Here is a 23,782-nt window from a genome sequence, read left to right on the forward strand (position 1 = left end):
CTATAAGTAATTGCTTGAGTCTGGTAAGTGTCAATCGGAATATTCTCCGAATATTCCTCACTCTCGGTCTTTTTGCTAACTTTAGTACTTTAAACAACTACTCATAGCCGAGACCGTTGGAAACATATAAACAGAACACAAATGCATCCAATTTTAATACTAACATTTTTAATTATTGCTTTTTGGTCAGTGATAACAACATTCAGAGCAATCTATCTGATTTTAACAAAAGAATTTAAAGGAGACAAAATAACTTGGGTTTTGATTTCAATGATTGGAATTATTGGTCCTATAATTTGGATTACAAAAGGGAAAAAACTGCTTTCAAAATGAAATACAGTATTCCAGACAAAAGAGAATTGACAAAACCAGAAATTGAACTGCTGACTTATCTGCTTGAAAAAGAAAAATCAGAATGGATTAATTTAATCGGAAATCTTAAAGTCATTGCGAGATGCGGTTGTGGAAAATGTCCTACCGTAATATTTGGAAAAAGATTTGACTCGGAAATTCAAAAAGGGAATTTAATAATCGACTACATTGGAAAAGGGAAAAACGGAGAGTTAATTGGAATATCTGTATTCGGAACTAACCAAATGCCGACTGAACTAGAATTTTATTCAATAGATGGGGAATCTGACATCACCGAATTACCAAAAATTGAAACGCTAAAACGTGCTGAATATAAATAAAATACTATTGCCAACAATGTATAACCGCAATTACGGCGGATTCGACTACGTCCGAATCCACTCGGAATTGCTAATGTCAGTGCTAAACCGAAAATAATCGCTAACTTAACCCGTAACTAACAGTTATACGAGACCGTTGGCAACAAGCTAAAAAGATGAAATTACCATTAACAATTTTAGTTCTGATTTTATGCTTATCGTCTTGTAAAGAAAAGACGGAAAGAAAATCCGAACCGAAAAAAGAACAAACTGAATTAAAAGCTGAGTCGATTAAACCGACAGTTAAACCAACTGAAAAAATTGATTTGTCAAAAATTCCTGATTCTTTGGAATTAATGACTGACGAAAATTTGAAAGGAGATTTTAACGGAGATAATAAAACTGACTTCGCTTCTATTGTAAAAAACAAAAAGAATCAAAAAACCGGAGTTCTAATAATTCACAATTCGGCAAATAATGAAAGTTTTGTTTTCGGGGCTGGAAAAGAAGTTAACCAAATGGCAGATTTGGACTGGATTGAAGTTTTTGAAACTCTACCAGAAGGAGAAATTATTTCACCGACTTTAGTTGATGAAGAAACAGGAGATGTAATTGGACAAGACGAAAATCAGAATTTTAAACTAATTGGAAACGCAATTTATATGAGCGTTGAGGAATCTCACGGAGGCGGAATTATATTTTGGAATGGAAAAGAATATAAATGGTATCATATAGAATAAAAAGCCAGTTGCCAACACCGTATAAAATTAATTGCTAGTGCAAGCCTACTTACGAAAATCCTTGCGAATTTTCTATTCGGTTTCTTATTTGCTAAATTAGGTGCTTAAAACACGCAACAAACCATATACAAACACGTGAGCAACAATAATGAAAAACCAAATGCAGAAAATTAAATCAGTCATTTTATTAATTATTATCGCAACATTTAGTTCCTGTCAATTCAACCAATCAGTAAATAAAGATTTGACAACTGGTGCATATTCAAGGGGTGATGGAATTGGAATTGATGGTGTTGTAATAGAGATTAATGGAGAAACGGACAATAGAAATGAATTTGTTTTTGGCGAAAAAGTAAATCTTGTATTTAATAACATTACTGGATTAACCAATTTAGACGGAAAAACATTTCCGAGACTTTCAATGCACGTAGTAAAAAACGAGAAAGATACTGTCCTTTTTAATCCAAACTTACTTAAAAGTTTAAATAACGGAACTGACCTTTCACCACTTCAACTTCAAGCGAATTTCAGAACTGCTTTACCGAATCGGAACAATGAAAAATATAAGGTGTTTATAGAAATTACAGATAAAAAAGGAGATGGGAAATTTAATTACGAATTACCTTTTACAATAAAAGAAAATGACTTATTAGATATAAAAGGTGACGGAATTGAATACTCAACTATCTATTTGTGGAATGAAACATTAAAGCAACCTGTTTTTGACAATAATGTTAGTTCTGAACATTTGTTTATCCTAATTCTTAATGATATACAAGGTTTGGAATTAACTAATGAAAAGGTTTTTCCAATTTTTTCACTTGACTTAACAGATAATAATGGAAATAAAATTCTATCTAATCCAAATCTTTTAAGTGCTTATGAGGAAGTAGGAGTAAATCCAAAAGATTTGAAAAGTCAAGTAACTGCTAAACTTACTTTCGCAAAAGGAAAGATAAATAACCCTTGTAGATTGAATACAAAACTGAAAGATAAAAATTCATCAAAGGAAATTAATATTTCTACTGAGTTAAATATAAATTAAAGTTGCCCCCAGTGTTAGTATTTACTAGTATCGTATCGAGTAAGAAAAAATAAGCTAAGAAGTTATTTGTTTAAAAAAACCTGCCGATCGCTTAAATAAACTTCCTATATTTAGACACATATAAGAGAAATAAACGCCATAAAGTGCGTTTATATAATTGTTGGCAAACATTTAAGAAACCCGTTAACTAATTGAAAATCATCATTCACTCATTAAGAGTTTCAGAAAAACAAAACACATAATAGATTTGACAAAAATCTAACTGAATGAGAAAAATTGGAATAATACTTTTGACAATTCTGCTGAATCTCAATTTGAGTTTCTCACAAACCGAATCTGAAATCGACTCATTGTTAAATGGAATTTCTGAAACGGAAAATTCAAAAGGAATTACGAAAACTGAACAAGCGAAAAAAATTATTGAATTTGGAGAAAACTCTCTGACAACTCTTGCGGAATTTTTTACTGACTCAACTCTGACTAAGGTTAAATCGGAATGTCAAGAGCGGAATTTAACGAAAGGAGAAATTGCAATTATTATGGCTGACCGAATTGAGGGAATGCCATACTTTACAGTAACTGGAATTCAAAATTGTTTAATTACTTTCTGCGAAAACAATCCGAATTTAATAGAGTATTATTTATGGGCGATTAAAAGAGATGGAACCGAAAAATTTAAAGAAAAATATTTAGCGTGGTTAGAAAGTGATGACAGAATAGAATGGACACCTCTACTCGATTATAAATCAAAAAAAGAACGAAAAAAAGAAATACGGAAACGAAAACGTGAAAAGAGGAAAGCTGAATAAAAACGATTTGCCAACACAGTGTATAATTAATTGCTTTGTCGAGTGCTTATTTGGAAAATTCCTTCAGAATTTTCTCGCGTCCGTTTTTGTTTACTAAATTAGTTGCTGAAACACGCAACTAACCATACACAAACACGTTGGGCATAATTAAAACGAAATGCTAATGCAGAAAATAATCTTAACATTATTACTATTATCAACTTTTCTTATTTATTCTCAGAATAAGGAAACTGAAAAAATATTAAGCGAAGGAAAATTACTTTTTCGAATGGAAAAAGGTTCTTGGCATGGAACAGATGATATGTTGGCAAGATTTAAAACGAAAAAAGATTCAGTTGGCGGATATTTATCATATGATACTGCTGAAAATAAAATAAATACCATTTTCTTCAGTCGGTTTGACTCTGACAAAATATTAATAAGATATGAATTTGACAGTTTACCAAAACCACAACCAATAAAAATTGACACTACAAACCATAATGCAACCGATTTAGAAAAAAATCTTATTTCTATCCGTCAAGATGCGAGAAATAGAGCCTATGCCAATGAAGACAAGTTTTTCAGTTTTTACGAAAAGACTTCATTGAATTTTATTCCTGTTATTACTGACAAAGAAAGAAATGTTTTTGTATTAACTGGACCACAAGTTTCTGGAATTGTATTACTTGGCAACGATTATAAATTGAGTTACGACAAGAAAAATGAATTTAAGAAAAAAGAGAAAATTCATAACTCTATTTTACAATTCCCTAATGCTTCAGAAGATAAAGAAAACCCAACTGTTTCAACAATTCACTCACACGTAATAACCGAATACATTTCATCGACTGACATATGTACTTTATTGCTTTATAAAAACTATGTTGAGTGGAATCAGCACATTGTTATAAGTGAAAAAGAAGTGTCGATATTTAATTTAGAAAAGGAATCTCTTTTTACAATGAAAAGAAAGGCTTGGGAGAAAATTTATAATAACGAAAAAGATAAAAAATAACTGTGCCCAACACCGTATCTCAGAATGCCACTAGGAAACCCTAGCGGTAACGATCATTCTAGTGCAGACATATTAACCACTTGATTTAAAATAAAAAACATTGTACAACAACGTGCCAGCTAGTGTTAGTATTTACTAGTACCGTATCGAGTAAGAAAAAGTAAAATTTAAAAGCTTTTACAGCAGTGTAACAACTTTTCATTCATTTTCTTTCTTCTTTTACCTGCTAACTAAGAATGCCACTAGGGAAACCTAGCGGTAGCGATCTTTAGTGTGGCCATATTTGAAACATCTTGGAGCAACAAACCATATAAATAAGTTGTGTGTAATTTTGACGCAACTAAACTCGGGTTTGAACATCTAGTAAGAAAATAGAATTATGAAAAAACGGATCCATCTTCTCATTCTTACTTTAGGAATAATTTCTTGTAGTTCTGACGATGAAACTAAAAACAACGACTATGAATTTATAGTAGAATATTCGACTACTGTTACGGTTGGTGGTGTCGTTGGAGTGACTGAACGGACTTTTGAGATTGGAGAAGTTTACACTGGTACAGACCAAGGTGATGATACGATAACGATAAGAATTGCAGAACATTCGGAATTAAATGATGATTGTCCAAATAGATGGTGCTACCAAGAATTATTAAATGTTCCTCGTGAATTTCTAAAATTAGTTGAATGAACAATGACCTTGATTAATCTGACAAAAAGCTACACACAACAACGGGTGGTCAAAATAATTACTTGGTTCTTACTCCGCTAGTGCCACATCGAGTAATGAAAAATAAGCTAAGAAGTTATTTCTTAAAAAAACCTGTCAATCGCTTAAATAAACTTCCTATATTTAGACATATATAAGAGAAATAAATGCCATAAAGTGTGTTTATATAATTGTTGGAAACAAGCTGAAAAAATGGACATAGAATATTTACCAAATAAAGGCTTCATTCTTAATTCTGTCAAAATAGAATGGAATGACGAACGGAATACTGTTAGAGAAAAAATCGGAAATAGACATAAGGAAGACGATAAAACAATTGACGTTGCTCAATTTTTCGAAGGAGACGAAAGTATGAATATTCATCAAAAAAGAGATGTTTATGAAAATCTGAACTCTAAAAATGATATACTATTTCTGAATTACAACAAGGACAATAAATTAAAAGAATTAGAAGTACACTCTGGCTTTGATATTTTAATTGACAATATTCGACTTGGTTTTGGAAACGAAATCTCAGATTTTATAAATCAATTTCAAAAAAACGGAATTGAATACTCGGAAACAGAAAAAGGAAATTATCTTTTAAAGAAATTAAAAATATTGATTGCGGATAGTGAATCAATGGGTGGAAATGGAACAAGATTATCTTATTTTTATGCGACATCTGACATTAGCCATTTAGCGGAATAAAAAAAGCCAGTTGCCAACAATGTATAAAAATAATGCTTAAGTTTAATCCTAAATCAAAAGGTTAGTGCGTATTTGGTCACTCTGATTTTCCTTCGGAAAATCCTCGGACACAAAACCGCACTATTCTTATACATAACCGTTGTACACAATTTATGAAACACCTGATATACATAATTATAATTCTGTTTTCAATTCAAACGAATGGACAAAACTCAACTGAAAAAAAACAGTTTAGAATTGACTTATTGACTGTTGAGAAAACGACTAACGATACTATAATAAGTTCAATTATTGAAATATACTCTGGCGAAAAAAGAATCGAAACTAGTACATCAGATTTTGACGGAATTAGCATTTTCTTTATTAAATCAAAAGACGTTATTGACGACAAAATTCGTCTAAAAATTTATGGACCAAAATGTAGTATTTTTGAAAAAGAATATATTCTGACCGACGATTTAAATACTAAAATTAATTTGGAATATGGCGAAACGGAATACACTCATCATAATCAAACAATGGAAATGTATGAGAAACTAAATATAAAGCTCAAAATGTTTGAATGTGAAGTAGTTGAACCAAAAATTATTTATAAAAACTAATAAAAAACTTTGCACAACAACGTGTCCTATGAAAAACACTATTTTTATTCCTCAAACTAAGGACTGTGTTTTGTTTGATAAATATTAAAACAAATAATATGAAAAAAATATGCCCTTTATTTATAATAATCGCTTTAATAGTTCTTTCCTCTTGCAAGGATACTGAAAAAGAAAAAAATACAATTCCTGTAGAAAAAATTGAAAGTGATATTTCAAATAATAATAAATCACCCGATGTGCAAACCAGAGATACTAATCGGTTCATAATTTCAGAGGATGGTTTTATGGGCTTTAAAATTGGAGGTGAAATCGATTCAAAATCTAAATACTTGAAAAAAAGTGTTCAGAAAAATGGAGAAGGTTCTTTCAATGGCTATATATTATTGAATGATAATGGAGATGAAATAGGGTTTATATTTCCTAAATATGATAATAAAAAAATTATAAATATGATTGAGATAAGTTCTTCAAAATATAAAACAAAAGAAGGAATTAGCATTGGCTCAACCTATCAAGACTTAAAGAATCATTATCCTAATATAGAAACCCACGGTAGTGAAATTGAGAGTCGGACAACTAGTAAAACAGGAAATTTGTCATTTCTTTTGGATATTGCTTTTAATACGTATGAAATTGATGAATCAAAAATCAAACCATTAACTAAGATAAAAAAAATAACTATTAGCAACTAAAACTCCGCTAGTATTAGTATTTACTAGTGTCACATCACAAGCCCACTTACGAAAACCTCTCGGATTTTCTATTCGGTTTGTGTTTCCCAGATTAGATGCTTAAAACACCCAACAAACCATATACAAACGTTGTGTGTAATATAGACCTTGCAAAAGAAAGATTTAAATTTTCTCTAATAAAACCATACTGAATTCTGAATTAACAATTACTTTTCCGTTTTTAACCTCTATGCTCTGGTTAGAATAGGCATCATGAAGGATCTCACCATTTTCAAATATTTTTGATACATCGAGTACTTTCTTTCCTTTTGGCAAATCCAGACCTACAATAACAAGGTCTTTGTAATTATCTTTTGAAAAACTTCTATAAAACAAGTAAGGGTCTTTGGTAATCATTTGATGTATACCAGTTCCTATTGCCGGGTGATTTGCTCTAAACTGTCCTAGTTTTTGCCAATGTGATATTATGTCTTTAGTTTTTGTATCATTTTGTATCGCATTCCAATTCATAAAAGAGCGCAAGGTAGCATCACCTTTTGTTCCTTCAATAATTAAAGAACGTGCAGACTCGTCTCCATAATAAACTTGTGAAGTACCTGGCGATAACAACAATTTTGTTGCTGCGTTAAAAGGGTTTTCACGAGAGGCATCATAAGGGTCTCCATCATCATGTGATGATACATAGTTAAGGGTTCCAAAATGTTTTAAATCTGTAGTTAAATAGCTTGAATAACTACTAAACAAGCTTTCATAATCTTGTTGAGCCGCATGCCATTTAAATTGAAAATTGATTAGGCTTTGAAATGCTTTATCAAAATAATTAACTTTTTTATCTCCAAAATCGTAGTATTGCCCTGTGCTAATTCCATAATTATAAACCTCTCCTACTAAATAAAAAGCATTATGGTCTAATACTTTATCTGGATTGCTTTTTTTCCATTCTGCAAAGGCATAATCACATTCGGTTTTAAATTCTTGCCATACATATGCTTCTGTGTGTTTTACGGTATCACAGCGGTATCCATCAATTCCAAACTCGGCAACATAATCGGTTAACCACTTTATAATGTAGAATCTGGGCGCTCTGGGATACCCTGTTCTATTGAAAAATTCATCTAATTCAGCAACCTCTTTTTCATAACGTCCTTCTTTTTTCCATTTCGTTACGAGTTGGGCTGGCAAACTAACGGGTTCATTACTTTCCGTTTTTATGTCTGGAAGATTATCAACTAGTGTACACGTAATGGTTGAATTGTATGTTCTATGATTACATGTAGGTTCTGTTCTAACCCAATCATCAGGCCACACAGCGTCTTTTTCCGTAACAGGTCCTGTGTGGTTTATAACCGCATCTAAAACAATTCTAATCCCTTTTTTATGTGCTGTATCGACCAATTCATGTAAATCATCCTTGGTTCCAAAATTTGGATCTATTGCTGTCCAATCTTTAGCCCAATACCCATGAAAACCGTAGCTAAGTCCTGTACCTTCATCTGTTCCGCCATGAATTTGTTCAACAATAGGTGTCAACCAAATAGCATTGATTCCCAAATCGGTAAAATATCCTGCCTTTATTTTTTGAGTGATTCCTTTTATATCACCTCCCATAAAACCACGAAGCTTCCCTGCTTTCTCTGTTCTATCAAAATTAACATCATTGGAAGGATCTCCATTATTAAAGCGATCGGTTAGCAAAAAGTAAAGATTTGCAGCCTCCCATACAAATGGGATCTCTTTGTTTGCTACAGACGTTTTATTGTTGTGGATTTTGCACGAATTAAGAAAAATAAAACAGCATAATGTTATTATAAAATACTTCATTTATAGATCAGTTAAAATCTTATAAGCCCAAGGAGCAAGCGTTACATCTTCATTATTAAAAAGTATTTCTTTATTAGCCATATAATCTAAAAATGTGCCTGTATTGGTCATTTTAAACGTTTGCGGCTTACTGGAGAAATTAGCTATGAAGGTTATTTTTTTACCGTTTTTACTTCTAATATATTTTAAAACATTTTTATTGTTCGTTTCAAAAACAAGATAGGTAGCACTTTGCTTCCCTCCATTTAAAGCCTCATTTGTGTTTTTAAGTGCTCCCAATTTTTTTAAAACATCCCACATGTTGCCTTTGGTTTTGGGAATAGAATCTTTTTCGAAAAATTTCAGGCGATGATTTAAATTATATTCTTGTCCTGAGTAAATTAATGGCATTCCCGGAATCATATAACTAAATACCGTCATAAGCTCTGAAGCATCCCCCATACGCTCTTGTATAGTACCGTTCCACGAGTTTTCATCGTGATTGGTAACAAAATTCATAAGGATATCGTCTTTTTCATAATCTGATACAACTTTTGTGGCGTATTTATCCCAATCTACCAAAGACTTTTCTTCTTTAGCCATATCATTTAATAGATGATGTCCATCCCAACCATAAGCCATATCAAACAATTCCCCTTTTAAAAGTTCTGGTTCCCAAGCTTCTGCTAACATAAAAATAGCTTTTTTTGAACGTAACTGAGGAATGGCTTCTTTCCAAAAATCTGTTGGTACAGAGCCTGCAACGTCACATCTAAATCCGTCAATTCCCTCTTCTGTAATCCAATAACTCATATCGGTTACCATAGCCTTACGCATCTCTTTATTATCATAATTTAAATCGGCAACATCTGTCCAATCGGTTCCCTCTGGATGTATAATATCTCCTTTTTCGTTTTGTGTATAATAATCTGGATGCTTTTTTAACCACTCATGGTCCCACCCTGTATGGTTTGGCACCCAGTCTAAAATCACATAAATACCATTTTTATGTGCTTCGTTAACCAGAGCCCTAAAGTCTTTAATAGTACCAAATTCCGGATTTATTTTTGTAAAATCCGTAACGGCATAATAACTCCCCAGCATTTTATTTCGTTCTTCCTCATCTTCAATTAAACTGGCAAATTCACCACCTGTAGCTTTGCGCTTGGTTTCAGATATTGGAAATACAGGCATAAGCCAAATAATTTTCACTCCTAATTTTTTTAGTTCAGGAATATCTTTAGTAAACGCATTAAAAGTTCCTTCTGGTGAATATTGACGAATATTTGCTTCATAAATAATACCTGTTTCTAAAACATTGTTACTAATTGGTTTTATTTCGACTAAAACCTCTTCTTCCAGCGCTTCCTTAATGGGCTCTATTTTAGAATCTTCTACTTTAGATTTAGGCTCTGATGTTTTTTCATTTTTACAAGAAAAAACAGTAAAAAGAACTATTAAAAGTATGGCTAATTTCTTCATTATATTATTGTTTTAATTTAATCTTTATGTCTTTTTTTTCTGAAGTATTCCAAACGATGGGAATGCTTACTCTATTATTTTCTGAGTCCCACTGAATATTGACTCTTTTATTACCAGCTTTTACTCGCTTAGGTCGATTTTCTATGTTGTGAATTATTAACTTGATCTGTTTTGTTGATGGTTTATAATGTTTCCCTATTTCGGCTTCAAACCTTATTTCTAAACATGATTTTTTTTGATTAGATTCAAATTTTAATAATTCATATAATCCTTTTTCTATAGCCTCTGCGGTTGCTCCATCATCATTATATATTTTTCGAGTACTTTCCTTTATTGTGGCATCATAATAATAATGAATTTCTAAAGCATTAGCACTATAATCTTCTGTAGAGTTCATAGCTTCTGCAACTGGAATAAATGCCCCTGCTCTTACAAACGTTGGTATTGAGTTTTCTTTAGTTTTAATACTTTTTGTTTGCCCTCCTTTTATTTTTTCATCTGTATAAAAATCGAACCAATTAGACATTTTAGGAAAATAAATTAATTGTTCTTTTTTACCTGCCTCAAGTATTGGGGACACTAAAAAATCATACCCCCATAAATAGGTTTTAGAATAATCCTGAAGTAATTGATTACTGCTTTCTTCAAAAAATAAAGGGCGCATTAAGGGAGTGCCTTCTTGATTATTTTGATATACTAAATTGTAATTATATGGTAATAATTTATAACGTAATTCAATAGATTGTTTTGCTAACTCTCTAGCTTTATCGCTTCTAAAAACAGGTTCACTGGGTATTTCCTCTTGGGCATGTGGTCTATATATAGGCTGGAAAACACCGTATTGCAACCAACGTATATACAGTTCATCATCAAGATTAGCGCCTGCAAAACCTCCAAGATCGCTATGCATGTATCCCAAGCCTTGCATACCCATTTGCAATGCTATTTCTGGCTGGCTTTGCAGTCCACCCCATGTTCTGTTAACATCTCCCGACCATGGAATAAGCCCATAACGCTGCGAACCAGAATAACCAGCACGCATTAAAATAAATGGCCGCTTATTTGGAAAATCTCGTTTGTAACCTTCGTGAATTAATCGTGCCCAATCGTGTCCGTAGATATTATGAACCTCATCAGCAGTTCCTGTTTCATGAATTAATGCTGTAGGGTGTACTTCCGGTTCTCCTAAATCTCCCCAAATACCAGCAACTCCCTTGTTTGCTAAACCTTTATAAATATTCCAAAACCACGCCTCCGCTTTTGGCTTATAAATATCAATTAAACCTGTGTTCCCAAAATAAAAATCGTATGTGTATGGGTGTCCTAGTGAATCTTTAGCTAAAACATCTTCTTTTACAGCTTCATTCCAACGTTTTGATGTCGTTAAAATAAATGGTTCTGTAATCATAATGGTCTTTACCCCTTTATCTTTTAAACGGGATACCATACCTTCAAAATCTGGAAATGAATCTCGAAATACTTCAAGATTTCCCATAGTGCCCTGTACCTCTTTTCCAAACCAATATAAATCTAAGATAATGGCATCAACTGGAATTTTATAGTTTTTAAACTTAGAAATAGTGGCTTCGGTTTCTTCTTGCGAATGGTATCCAAATCTACTAGAAAAATTACCGAGTGCCCAACGAGGTGGCATAGGTTGTTTACCTGTTAATTTCGTATAATTATTTGTGAGATCATACCAGGTATCTCCTACTATAACCTGATAAGTTTTTCGACCAGAAATCGTTTCGTAAGTTAATGTGTTATCCTTTTTACTATCTAAGTCTAAAAATCCAATGGGTGCATTATCAAAATGAACCATGTATTTTTTTGAAGACATTACAATCGGTAAAGTAAAGTTCATTAACTCGCTATGCGTTTCGTAACCATAATGGGCTTTATTATAAAGCTGCAGATGGTTACCTCTACGATTCATGCCTAAAGCTCTTGCGCCTCCCCCATATAAAACCTCATCTTTTGTGAGGTTAAATTGTATGGTTTCTAAACTATCATTTTTAACATAACCTGCTTTTTCTGAAATTACGGAATTACCTTTGTATGAATAGGATATCTGAAAGGGTTGTTCTTGTATTTTAATTGCAATGCCTTTTGTAAAAAAAACACTTTCATCATTAGTAATTATAGGAATTATTTCAACTTTTCGAGGCTTTAGTACAATGGCATGTGATGCTTGTTTAACGGTCTCCCCTTTTGGAATAAAAGTAGTTTCTACAATGTGATCTGTATAGAATTGAATATCGTATTTCCCATCACTTACAAAAATCTCTAAACCTTGATCTGTTTGATTGATATGTTCAAATTTCCGATCTTCATTTTGTGCAGATGATATCTTAATTAAGACTAAAAATAGTATGAACAAGTTAGTATATTTCATTTATAATTTAGTAGTTAAAATAATACTTCCTTTAGTGTTTAGTTTAAGCATATCGTTCCATATGATTGTTTCGCCTGTAACAACATTATTCATAGGCTTTCCTGTTAATCCGATTTCTTCAAACCTTGTTAAATCCAATTCAATCGGGTCGCTATTCTTATTCATTATATGAACCACTATGTCATCTTCCAAAATTCTGAATAGTACATAAATACCATGTTCTGGTGCAAAGTGGATTGTTTTCCCTTTATGAATAGCTTTACTGGACTTTCTAAAATTTAAAAGTGTTTTTAGGTATAACTGCGTCTCCTTTTGCTCTTCTGTTAATCCCTTACCGGTAAATGCATTCATTGCATCTCCTTCCCATCCGCCAGGAAAATCTGTTCGTATTAAACCATGATCTCCGGGTTTTTCGAAATCGTTCATCAGAATCTCAGTACCGTAATATAATTGTGGAATTCTGGGCAATACAAGCAGGTAGCTTAAAGCCATTTTTGTATTGATAATATCGCCTTTAAGCTGCGTAAAAACACGGCTCATATCATGGTTATCCGGAAAAATCATAAGATCTTTTGGTGTTGCGTAATGAAAATCGTTAGCTAATCCTTCATATATTTTTACCAGGCCTTTATCCCAGGATTCCGTTTTATTCAAAGCTTCTATAATTAAGCGTTGCATAGCAAAATCCATTGGTGATTTTAAATTGGAATCGTAACCATCTTTATTATTAGCGCCATCTTGCCAATACCCGATAAGCAACGGGTTATAACTCCACTCTTCGCCTACAATACTAAAATTTGGATATTCATTCATAATCGCCCCAGCCCAATCACTCATAAAACCTTTATCTGGATACGGATAGGTATCTTGTCTTATCCCTCCTAATCCAACAGTTTCAATCCACCAGATACTATTCTGAATAATATATCGAGCCATAAATGGATTACGTTGATTTAAATCTGGCATTCCAGATACAAACCAACCATTTCCCATAGCTTCTTTATCTTTTTTGGATGCATATAAATCCTGATTGGTGGTTCGTTTATGATTAGAACTGATAGTTGTTTTATTTGTCCAGGAGTCCCTATTTGCTTCATAAACTTCTTGGTAATTAACCCAATCTTTAAATGGTAAATCCTTCATCCACCAATGTTCTACACCACAATGGTTTGCTACTTGATCCATGATTAACTTCATACCTTTCTCAGACATTTTAGAAGCTAAGGTTTTATATTCATCTAGGGTTCCAAAACGTGGATCTATTTCATATAAATCGGTAATAGCATAACCATGATACGATGCGCGATGCATGTTATTTGTTAGCAGCGGACATGGCCAAATAGTGGTAAAACCTAAATCGGCAATATAATCTAAATGGTTTATAATACCAGATATATCGCCACCATGCCTAGCATAATCATCCTTTCTATTGATTGTTTTTTCGTTTAAACTTTCAAACATGTCATTTTTTGGGTTTCCATTGGCAAACCGATCGGGAGTAATTAAGTATATCGCATCAGAACTGTCAAAACCTACGTAGTTTTCGGCTAACTTCTCTCTAGGTTTTAACTTATACGTTTGTACCAGATCTTTGGTATTTTCAAACTTAAAAATGATATTAAATTTTCCTGCTTTTGCAGTTTCAGAAATATGTAAATCAATAAACAAATAGTTCGGACTATCTGCTTTATTAATTTTTTTAATAGTAACTCCAGCATAATTAATTTCTGGTGTCGCAGCTGAAATGTTTGGATGCTTAACAAGTAGCTGGACTTCTGAATTTTTAAAACCTACCCACCAATTAGGAGGTTCAACACGCTCTACATCATATGCTTCCTTTATTGGGTCATAGGTTGAGTTAACCGCTTCATTACGGGTGCTTTTTTGTTTACAAGCCACCATCATAAACAAAAGGCTTAGAACTAGTAATTTAACTGAAGTTTTCATTTTCTTTAGCGCTTTAATTTAAACGGTTACCAAGCTATTTGGTTCTATTGTGACCAATTCATCATTAACTAAAATTTGTAATGCTCTGTCTCCTTCAAGTTCAAAATCGGTTTTATCTTGACATACATTTACTTTTATAATGCTATTTCTAAAATTTACTTTAAACGAATAAGCCTCCCATTGCTTAGGTATTTTTGGTATAAACGAAAGCTTATCATCCTTAATACGCATACCTCCAAAACCTTCTACAATGCTCATCCAGGTACCCGCCATAGAAGTGATATGTAAGCCTTCATGTACCTCATGGTTATAATCATCTAAATCCAATCGCGAGGTACGTAAATAAAAGGTGTATGCTTGCTCCATTCTATCTAATTTAGCAGCTTGAATGCTATGCACACATGGCGACAATGAACTTTCATGCACTGTAAATGGTTCGTAAAAATCGAAATGACGCCCTAATTCTTCTTTCGAAAATTCGTCTTCGAAAAAATAGAAACCTTGTAAAACATCGGCTTGCTTTATATACGGAGAACGCAAGATTCTATCCCAAGACCATTTTTGGTTAATAGGTCTTTGTGAGGCCTCTAAATCTGCTACAGTAACCAATTCCTTATCTAAAAACCCATCTTGTTGCAGGTACACCTGATGTGTTTCTGAGTAAGGAAAATACATATTATCTGCAACGGTTTTCCATGCTTGTAATTCGGTTTCAAGCAGTTTAACCTTGTCCATAATTCGTTTGGCATCTTCAGGGAACTCAGCTGCTATTTTATTAATATTCTCCATGGCGTAATTAATACACCATTGTGCCAAATAGTTAGTATACCAATTATTATTAACATTATTTTCATATTCATTGGGTCCGGTAACCCCAAGAATAACATACTTATTTTTATCTTTTGAAAACGCTGCACGTTGCTGCCAAAAACGTGCTATTCCAATTAAAACTTCTAAGCCTTTTTCCTTTATATAGCTATAGTCTCCTGTGTAACGATAGTAATTGTAAATAGCAAATGAGATCGCGCCATTACGATGAATTTCTTCAAATGTAATTTCCCACTCGTTATGGCATTCTTCACCATTCATAGTTACCATAGGAAACAGTGCCGCACCGTTATTAAAGCCTAATTTCTCAGCATTTTCAATCGCTTTTTCTAAATGGTTATATCTGTATTCTAAAAGGCTTCTAGCTACTTTTTCATCTTTTGTAGCCATATAGAAAGGAATACAATAGGCTTCTGTATCCCAGTAAGTACTGCCTCCATATTTTTCACCTGTAAAGCCTTTAGGTCCAATATTTAATCTGGAGTCTTTACCTAAATAGGTCTGATTTAATTGAAAAATATTGAAACGAATACCCTGTTGTGCTTTAACATCGCCTTGTATGGTAATATCTGCACGCTCCCAAATCGCTAACCAAGCTTCTTTTTGTTTTTTTAACAGCCTTTCATATCCAACTTTTACAGCTTCTTTTAGTACTTTTTTTGCTATGGATACCAATTGTGATTTATCATAATCTCTATCTACAATATAACCGCCATATTTGTGTATTGTATAGGTTTCTCCTTGTTTTACTTCATGTTGGTAGCTAAAGGAAGCATAGTTGGCATCTGCTTTTATATTAGGTTCTATTAAAACAGATTTATCATTTATAAAGACATTAGACTCCATAAACGTACAGGTATAAAAATCTGTTTTCATGGTTTTTGCCTGAATAAATGCTTGATGATTTTCGTGACTAACTTTTATAGTATCCCAAAACTTATCATCCCAATTGGTATCCTTATTGGCTATTCCACTATCTAAATACGGTTGAAAAATAATTTCGGCATCACTATTTATGGGGGTAATGTTATATTCTATAGCTCCTAATTCATCAGCATCTAAACTTAAAAAACGTTTTGTTTCAACTTTAATAACGATATTATTTTTTAATGTCGCCGTAAAGTTTCTAGACAACCATCCTTCTTGCATATTGAGTTCTCTTCTAAAATCGGTCACTTTTTTGCAAGTAAACAAATCGAGTTGTTCTCCATTTACAGACACATGGATTCCTATCCAGTTTGGAGCATTTAAAACTTTAGCAAAATATTCCGGATAACCATTTTTCCACCAGCCAACTCTTGTCTTATCAGGATAATAAACACCTGCAATATAACTCCCCTGAAATGTAGGTCCAGAATAATGCTCTTCAAAATTAGCACGCTGTCCCATAGCGCCGTTTCCAATACTAAATAAACTTTCTGAAGATTCCACACGGTTAGCATCAAAGTCTTCTTCTATGATTGACCAGTTATCTGGTTTTATATAATCTTGATTCATTTTTTATTAAGATAAAAGAGAATAGATATATAGACCGCTTTGCTGTTAGACTTAACCATCTATTAATTTCTATTTCTTATTTATTAATTTACTTTTTAAGAGAATACATGACGACCTCTTTTCTAAAGGGTTACTTTCTTTCGAAATCTGTTTTCTCTTTTCTGTTTTATTAATTTTTTTCTGAAATAACCTTAGAGAAAAAATCTTGTGGTATCTCAGTTAAATTGTTAAAATTGAAATCGGCTTCACTGAGCGTATCTTCATCTCCTACTCCCACCGATATCATGTTTGCTTTATTAGCCGCTTCAATACCCGCTATAGCATCTTCAAAAACAATACAGTTTTCGGGTTTTAGATTAAGCTTTTTGGCGCCAATTAAAAACACTTCAGGATCTGGCTTCGCTTTCGAAACACTATTACCATCTACGATACCTTCAAACCTTTCTAATAAGCCCACCTGTTTTAAAATAAGTGGTGCATTTTTACTGGCAGACCCCAATACATATTTAATACCTTTGCTATCTAGTTTATCAAGTAAATCGTTAACACCTGGAAGAATTTCTTCTTCATTCATTTTTCTAATATATCCCAGATAGTCTTCATTTTTACTTATTAAAACAGCTTGTTTTTTTTCTTCTGATAATTCTACATGACCTATGTTTAAAAGTATTTCTAATGAACGTACACGACTAACCCCTTTAAGCAATTCGTTATGCGTTTCTGTGAATTCAATATGTAAATCATCTGCAAGGTTTTTCCAAGCCAGAAAATGATATTTTGCAGTATCAACTATAACCCCGTCAAGGTCGAATATAACTCCTATATTATTCATTAAATTATGATTGTATTACGTCATCAACATCTTTCACTTTGAAAACTAATGCTGCTGCTATTAAAAAACTTACGCCACTCATCAAAAGAGCGAAAATGGCATGATTGTTATAGGCATACTTAACTAATGGCCCGCCTATTAAAGCGTTGATTATTTGTGGGATTACGATGAAAAAATTAAAAATCCCCATGTATACTCCCATCTTTTTTGGAGAAATAGAACCTGCTAATATCGCATATGGCATTGCCAATATACTAGCCCAGGCTATTCCAACACCTATCATTGAAATGATGAGCCAATTTTCATCTGGCATGATATACATTGAAAGTAACCCTAAGCCCCCAACAACAAGCGATGCTGCGTGTGTTTTCTTTCTACCTATTTTCTTTGCTATGTATGGTAAAGTAAATGCGTATAATGCAGAAACTAAGTTGTAAACTCCAAACAATATGCCTACCCAATCTCCGGCATTCTGGTATGCGGGGCTACTACTATCTGTATGTAACAATCCATATGTATGTTGTGCTATAGCTGGTGTAGCAAACACCCACAGCCCAAATAACCCAAACCATGAAAAGAATTGTACCCAACTTAGCTGACGCATGGTTGTTGGCATTTTTTTGAAGTCTTTAAAAATATCCAATAAACTGGATTTATCTTCTTCATTGTCTTTTACTATGGTTTCAGAATGTGTTTTTTTATCTTCAAAACTCGCTAATTCTTCTGGAGAGTATTCTTTTGTTGTTGTTACCGTTACTAAAATTGAACCTATTAAAATAATAGCTCCAATAATAAATGATAAAATTAAATTTAAAGGTATTGTACCTCCAGCAGTTTCATTAGACACACTAAACCAATTGGTTAAAGCATAAGGCAACCAGGAACCAATTACGGCTCCAAAACCTATAAGTGCCGTTTGTACACTAAAACCTAAAGTACGTTGGTCTGTTCTAAGATTATCACCAACCAATGCTCGAAATGGCTCCATAGCCACATTAAAAGATGCATCCATAATCATGAGCATACCTGCCCCGACCCATAGTGCTGGTAAAAAAGCAATAAAGATATCTGCTTGTGGCATGAGAACTAAACCGATAGAAGCAAGAATGGCACCAACTAGAAAATAAGGTTTACGTCTACCAAATCTCCCCCATGTTTTATCGCTATAATGTCCAATTATTGGTTGTACAATTAGCCCCATTAAAGGCGCAATTATCCAAAACCAAGATAGTTGGTGGACATCGGCTCCGAAAATTTGAAGTATTCTACTTGCGTTAGCATTTTGAAGGGCAAAACCCATTTGAATTCCCATAAATCCGAAACTCATATTCCAGATTTGCCAGAAATTTAATCTACGCTTTTCCATTAAATAGTATGTTTAAATTAATACTATTTGATAAGCGATTTATACCAATTTAACTATAAAATAACGCTTTTAAACTCATTCATTTTTAGTTCTATTTCTTATTCATGATTTTCGTAGCTAAAGCTCTATAAATCAATCACTAAGTCATATAACTAAAATGCAACTTTGCTTTCTGTTCGCCAATTGATAATTACGTTGGTATGCTTACCAAAACTTATTATGAGAAGTGAAAATATAAGTTTTGATTTCGCAACAAAGATATGAAAGATTTTATTTTTTCCTAATAAAAAAAATTATTTAGTGGATTCTCTTTCAATAATTTCAGTCTCGATAACCATTTTTATAAAATCGGGTTTTCTCTCTTCATTCGTGAAATACTGGTCACTTTCGGCATCTGCAGCTTCCAATCTATCTATCAATAAATTCGCTGCTTGTTCTCCTATTTTTTGACCATGTTGACTCACTGTTGTAAGGCTAGGAGTAGCGTGTTTTGATAGTACTCCATCTGTAAAACCAATAACTTGTATATCATCAGGAATACTTAATCCTAACTTTCTAGCAACTTTCATAGCTGTGACCGCATACAATTCATTTACTGCAAATACACCATCTATAGTCTCATTTATTTTAAAAAACTGAGCAATTTCATTTTCTAAAACCTCCAGATGATTTTCCACATCTAAACTATCATCAATCTTTAATATCATATTAGAGTTAGCAATCATGCCTTTATTTTGCAAGGCTTCCAAGTACCCTTGAGTTCTTAATCTTCCAACACTTACGTAATCCATTGTAGTGATAAGCGCTATATTCTTACAACCATTATCAACCAGTTTTGTTACAGCTTTAACGGCGCCATTAAAATCATCAACAATCACCTTATCGCAATCCACTTCGTTCACAACCCTGTCAAACATAACAATAGGCATTCCCTGGTTTATAGTTGCATTGAAGTGATGGTAGTCTTGTTTTAATAATGTCTCTTTAGAAATAGAAAGAATAAACCCGTCAATACTACCATTGGCAAGCATTTCCATGTTTATAATTTCTTTAGTGAAAGATTCATTTGACAATCCAACAATAACATTATACCCCCTCCTATTTGCTATTAACTCAATGCCTCGAATCACTGTTGAAAAAAAGTGATGAACAATTTCCGGAATTAAAATACCTATGGTTTTTGTTTTTCTGTTCTTTAAACTAAGGGCAATATTATTAGGTTTGTAATTATATAGTTTAGCAAATGCCTGAATTTTTTGAGTGGTGTCTTCACTAATTTCTTTGCTGTTACTGAGTGCTTTAGATACAGTAGAGATAGAGACGTCTAATTCTCTTGCAATTTGTTTTAAAGTTATTTTCTTTTTCATGATATATTTACAAAAACACTATAATGTTTTCAGTGCCTAAATTATGAATTTTTACACCTAAAAGCAATAAATACTGAAAAGTTGTTAACACGAAAACGTTTTCGTTGCGAATTTCGTAATTCATAATTATTTCTTTACAATTTCTTTACATAGCTTTGATGTGAGGAGTGAAAATATAAACTAAACAAACTAACACATTAATTCAACAAAATTGTATGAAATCATTCACTAAACAATTACTGTTTTTCATGCTCGTTTTACCAGTATACATATTTGGTCAAAACACGCTAAAAGGAACAGTAACAGAACTCCCTAATTCTATCCCATTGCCTGGGGTTAATGTCGTCATAAAAGGGACAACAACTGGGACTACTACAGATTTTGATGGAAACTATCAAATTCAAGTTAATAATGGAGATATTATTATGTTCTCTTATATTGGCTATCAATCGCAAGAAATACAATATACAGGGCAAGCCTCTCTAAACATCCAATTAGCAGAAGATACGGCACAACTTGAAGAAATAGTAATTATTGGATATGGTAGCGTAAAAAAAGAAGATCTTACAGGTTCTGTAGATGTTGTTTCTTCTAAAGACTTTAATAAAGGTACCGTAGTGTCTGCTGATCAATTACTAAATGGTAAGGCTCCGGGCGTTAGAATAACGAGTGCAGGCGGACAACCAGATGCCAAGCCAAATATCAGAATTAGAGGAGGTGCTTCATTAAGTGCCAATAGCAACCCGCTTATTGTTATTGATGGTATAGCTGTCGATAACTCCAACCCTGCCGGGGTAAACAACCCTTTAACACTCGTAAATCCTAATGATATTGAAAGTTTCAGTATTTTAAAGGATGCTTCTGCAACAGCTATTTATGGGTCAAGAGCATCAAATGGTGTCATAATTATTACCACCAAAAAAGGAACCTCTGGAGAGGTTAAATTTAGTTTCTCTTCAAATATCTCTACTAGTAAGGTAAGTGATAAAATTGATTTATTCGATGGCAATCAATTTGTAGATTTTATCACAACTACATATCCTGGAGAGGTAGATTTATTAGGAGTTCCTGCTGGCTCTGTAAGTACAAACGAAGCCGTTTCTCAAACCATTAATGGGAGAGAAATTTATAATACAGATTGGCAAGATGCTATTTTTAGAACGAGTATGTCTTCAGACTATAATTTTAGTGCAAGGGCTAATCTATTTGAAAAAATCCCATTCAGAGCTTCTATTGGTTATAACAGTACGGAAGGTATTGTAAAAACAAATGACTACGAAAGAATAACCGCTTCATTAAAATTTACGCCTAAATTTTTTGAAGATCATTTAAAGGTAGATATTAATGCTAAATCCATTTTTGTAGATAAAAATAATATAGACAATGATGGTGCTTTAGGTAGTGCTGTTTCTTTCGATCCAACAAAACCGGTATTCGATAACAATTCCCCTTTTGGTGGTTTTTATACCAATTTAAGCAGTCAATCAAATATTGACGGCGCTAGTAATCCATTAGCTTTATTGTTACAACGTAGCAGGCCTGAGAAAGTAAGTAAAATTTTAGGTAATATAGAATTCGACTATAAAATGCATTTTCTTCCAGAATTAAGAGCTGTTTTAAATTTAGGTATTGAAGCTTCAAAAGCCGAAATTGAAGAAAGCTACACAGATAATGCACTTGCAACATATCGATTTGACAATACAACTTCAGATCCAGACAATAATATATTTAATTATGTTTTCAATCCTGGTGTAAACTATAGAGAAAATCAAGACATTACAAATACAACACTGGAATCTTATTTAGTATATAGAAAAGAGTTCGATAATTCTTTTTTAAACAGCTTTGATATTCAGGGTGGTTACAGTTATCAAAACTTTAAAAACGATGGTAACAAAGAACAATATGTATACGATGATGATACCGGATTGAGAAAAATCAGCCCAAGAAACGATGATACCTATTTTAATGAATTAAACTTACAATCATTTTTCGGACGTTCAAATATTAATTTATTCAATAAATATTTAGTTACAATATCATTTAGAGCAGATGGTTCTTCATTGTTTAGAAAAGACAAACGTTGGGGATACTTCCCTGCAGCTGCCTTAGCCTGGAAACTTAAAGAGGAATCTTTTTTTAAAAGTGCTGATTTTATAAATGATGTTAAAATTCGTATTGGTTGGGGGGAAACGGGGCAACAGGATATTACTGGCATCGCTGGATTTTACCCTTCTACACCATTATTCGAAGCAGGGTCTAGTACAAGTCAATACTTATCAGGCGTAGCCATTTATAACGCAAAAGCTTTTAATGATGATTTAACTTGGGAAAAAACAACAACATACAATGCTGGAATAGATTTCGACTTTTTCAAAAACAGCATACTCTCTGGTTCTTTCGATATTTTTAAAAGAGAAACTACTGATTTATTAGTAAAAGCACCAGTAGGTCCAGGGCAAGGATTAACAAACGTATTTCCAAAAAATGTTGGAGAAACTGAAAGTGAAGGTTTTGAATTAAATCTAAATTTAAATGCCATACGAAAAGATAACATTAGCTTTTCTTTAAATGGTAATATAGCTTACAATAAAACAGAAATTGTAAGTCTTAAAGATGTTACTGTTATTGATTCTCCAGACTCAGGAATACCAACAGGTACAGGTGTAAACCTAGCATTTAACGTAGTGGGTCTGGAAGCACATTCTGCTTGGGTATTTAAACAGATTTATGATCTTGACGGGAGACCTATTTTAGGAGCCTTTGTCGATCTTAATGATGATGGTACTATAGATAACGACGATAGATATTACACCCCTTTAAGACCTAACTGGACTTTTGGTTTTGGATTTAATTTTAACTACAAAAACTGGGATTTAAGTTCTAGTTTTAGAGGACAATTAGATGGAAAAATGTATAATGCAAGACGATTAAGCAGAGGGTATACAGAGGCAGCCTTACCAAATAATACGGTTAATTTAAGTAACACATTAAATTTCTTTTCTGGTGCTGCTGATCCAAACTTCATAAACAGAAGAGGTAATATTCCATTCTCAGATTACTACATTGAGGATGCATCTTTCTTAAGATGTGAAAATATTGTTTTGGGTTACACATTCAATCAACTTTTTAAAAACACCAATTTAAAATTATATGCGGCTGTTAACAATGCATTTTTAATTACTAATTATTCTGGTCAGGATCCAGAAAACTTTAATGCTATTGATGATAACTTTTATCCAAGACCAAGAGTATACTCTTTTGGTGTAAATCTTGATTTTTAAAAAATAGAACT

Annotated in this window: 19 protein-coding genes; 11 read left to right on the top strand and 8 right to left on the bottom strand. The window is 32.9% G+C overall.

All coding sequences use genetic code 11. The features are described from left to right. Nucleotides 1–141 precede the first annotated feature (141 nt). From Q4Q34_RS01355 to Q4Q34_RS01400, 10 genes are all read left to right on the top strand, one after another. Complete coding sequence (locus tag Q4Q34_RS01355; protein ID WP_303317336.1) at nucleotides 142–333, top strand: hypothetical protein; 192 nt, start codon at nucleotides 142–144, stop codon at nucleotides 331–333. Beyond that, nucleotides 330–692, top strand: a complete 363-nt coding sequence (locus Q4Q34_RS01360; RefSeq protein WP_303317335.1) for a hypothetical protein — start codon at nucleotides 330–332, stop codon at nucleotides 690–692. The genes Q4Q34_RS01355 and Q4Q34_RS01360 overlap by 4 nt, the downstream gene beginning before the upstream one ends. Before the next feature lie 155 nt (nucleotides 693–847). Further along, nucleotides 848–1,411, top strand: a complete 564-nt coding sequence (locus Q4Q34_RS01365) for a hypothetical protein (RefSeq protein ID WP_303317334.1) — start codon at nucleotides 848–850, stop codon at nucleotides 1,409–1,411. A gap of 148 nt (nucleotides 1,412–1,559) precedes the next feature. After that, nucleotides 1,560–2,456, top strand: coding sequence for a hypothetical protein (locus Q4Q34_RS01370; RefSeq protein ID WP_303317333.1), 897 nt, complete (start codon nucleotides 1,560–1,562; stop codon nucleotides 2,454–2,456). A gap of 266 nt (nucleotides 2,457–2,722) precedes the next feature. Continuing rightward, nucleotides 2,723–3,265, top strand: coding sequence for a hypothetical protein (locus Q4Q34_RS01375; RefSeq protein ID WP_303317332.1), 543 nt, complete (start codon nucleotides 2,723–2,725; stop codon nucleotides 3,263–3,265). Between the two features lie 163 nt (nucleotides 3,266–3,428). Continuing rightward, entirely contained in the window at nucleotides 3,429–4,262 is an 834-nt protein-coding gene (locus Q4Q34_RS01380; protein WP_303317331.1) for a hypothetical protein, read from the top strand. A 379-nt stretch (nucleotides 4,263–4,641) separates the two neighbouring features. Next, entirely contained in the window at nucleotides 4,642–4,950 is a 309-nt protein-coding gene (locus tag Q4Q34_RS01385; protein ID WP_303317330.1) for a hypothetical protein, read from the top strand. A 231-nt stretch (nucleotides 4,951–5,181) separates the two neighbouring features. Further along, nucleotides 5,182–5,679 carry a hypothetical protein gene (locus Q4Q34_RS01390; RefSeq protein ID WP_303317329.1) on the top strand — a complete coding sequence of 166 codons (498 nt, stop codon included), beginning with the start codon at nucleotides 5,182–5,184 and terminating at the stop codon, nucleotides 5,677–5,679. A 152-nt stretch (nucleotides 5,680–5,831) separates the two neighbouring features. Continuing rightward, nucleotides 5,832–6,281: a hypothetical protein gene (locus tag Q4Q34_RS01395; RefSeq protein WP_303317328.1), complete on the top strand. Its 450-nt coding sequence runs from the start codon at nucleotides 5,832–5,834 to the stop codon at nucleotides 6,279–6,281. 98 nt (nucleotides 6,282–6,379) lie between these two features. Beyond that, entirely contained in the window at nucleotides 6,380–6,973 is a 594-nt protein-coding gene (locus Q4Q34_RS01400) for a hypothetical protein (protein ID WP_303317327.1), read from the top strand. Between the two features lie 162 nt (nucleotides 6,974–7,135). Here Q4Q34_RS01400 and Q4Q34_RS01405 read toward each other — a convergent pair whose 3' ends face one another. From Q4Q34_RS01405 to Q4Q34_RS01440, 8 genes are all read right to left on the bottom strand, one after another. Then, the gene (locus tag Q4Q34_RS01405) at nucleotides 7,136–8,794 is read right to left on the bottom strand and encodes an alpha-amylase family glycosyl hydrolase (RefSeq protein ID WP_303317326.1); all 1,659 of its coding nucleotides are present in this window, start codon (nucleotides 8,792–8,794) and stop codon (nucleotides 7,136–7,138) included. Then, nucleotides 8,795–10,255 carry an alpha-amylase family glycosyl hydrolase gene (locus Q4Q34_RS01410; RefSeq protein ID WP_303317325.1) on the bottom strand — a complete coding sequence of 487 codons (1,461 nt, stop codon included), beginning with the start codon at nucleotides 10,253–10,255 and terminating at the stop codon, nucleotides 8,795–8,797. Nucleotides 10,256–10,259: 4 nt separating this feature from the next. Next, nucleotides 10,260–12,650: a TIM-barrel domain-containing protein gene (locus tag Q4Q34_RS01415; RefSeq protein ID WP_303317324.1), complete on the bottom strand. Its 2,391-nt coding sequence runs from the start codon at nucleotides 12,648–12,650 to the stop codon at nucleotides 10,260–10,262. Next, entirely contained in the window at nucleotides 12,651–14,597 is a 1,947-nt protein-coding gene (locus tag Q4Q34_RS01420) for a glycoside hydrolase family 13 protein (RefSeq protein WP_303317323.1), read from the bottom strand. An 18-nt stretch (nucleotides 14,598–14,615) separates the two neighbouring features. Then, a complete protein-coding gene (locus Q4Q34_RS01425; protein WP_303317322.1) occupies nucleotides 14,616–16,922 on the bottom strand; it encodes a glycoside hydrolase family 65 protein in 2,307 nt (768 codons plus the stop codon). Between the two features lie 169 nt (nucleotides 16,923–17,091). Further along, complete coding sequence (gene pgmB, locus Q4Q34_RS01430; protein ID WP_303317321.1) at nucleotides 17,092–17,754, bottom strand: beta-phosphoglucomutase; 663 nt, start codon at nucleotides 17,752–17,754, stop codon at nucleotides 17,092–17,094. A gap of 4 nt (nucleotides 17,755–17,758) precedes the next feature. Beyond that, the gene (locus Q4Q34_RS01435) at nucleotides 17,759–19,120 is read right to left on the bottom strand and encodes an MFS transporter (protein WP_303317320.1); all 1,362 of its coding nucleotides are present in this window, start codon (nucleotides 19,118–19,120) and stop codon (nucleotides 17,759–17,761) included. Nucleotides 19,121–19,413: 293 nt separating this feature from the next. Next, a complete protein-coding gene (locus tag Q4Q34_RS01440; RefSeq protein WP_303317319.1) occupies nucleotides 19,414–20,487 on the bottom strand; it encodes a LacI family DNA-binding transcriptional regulator in 1,074 nt (357 codons plus the stop codon). Nucleotides 20,488–20,702: 215 nt separating this feature from the next. Here Q4Q34_RS01440 and Q4Q34_RS01445 point away from each other — a divergent pair, with 215 nt between their 5' ends. Next, nucleotides 20,703–23,771 carry a SusC/RagA family TonB-linked outer membrane protein gene (locus Q4Q34_RS01445; RefSeq protein ID WP_303317318.1) on the top strand — a complete coding sequence of 1,023 codons (3,069 nt, stop codon included), beginning with the start codon at nucleotides 20,703–20,705 and terminating at the stop codon, nucleotides 23,769–23,771. The last annotated feature ends 11 nt before the right edge of the window (nucleotides 23,772–23,782 follow it).

The sequence above is a fragment of the Flavivirga abyssicola genome (assembly GCF_030540775.2).
GTDB classification, from domain to species: domain Bacteria; phylum Bacteroidota; class Bacteroidia; order Flavobacteriales; family Flavobacteriaceae; genus Flavivirga; species Flavivirga abyssicola.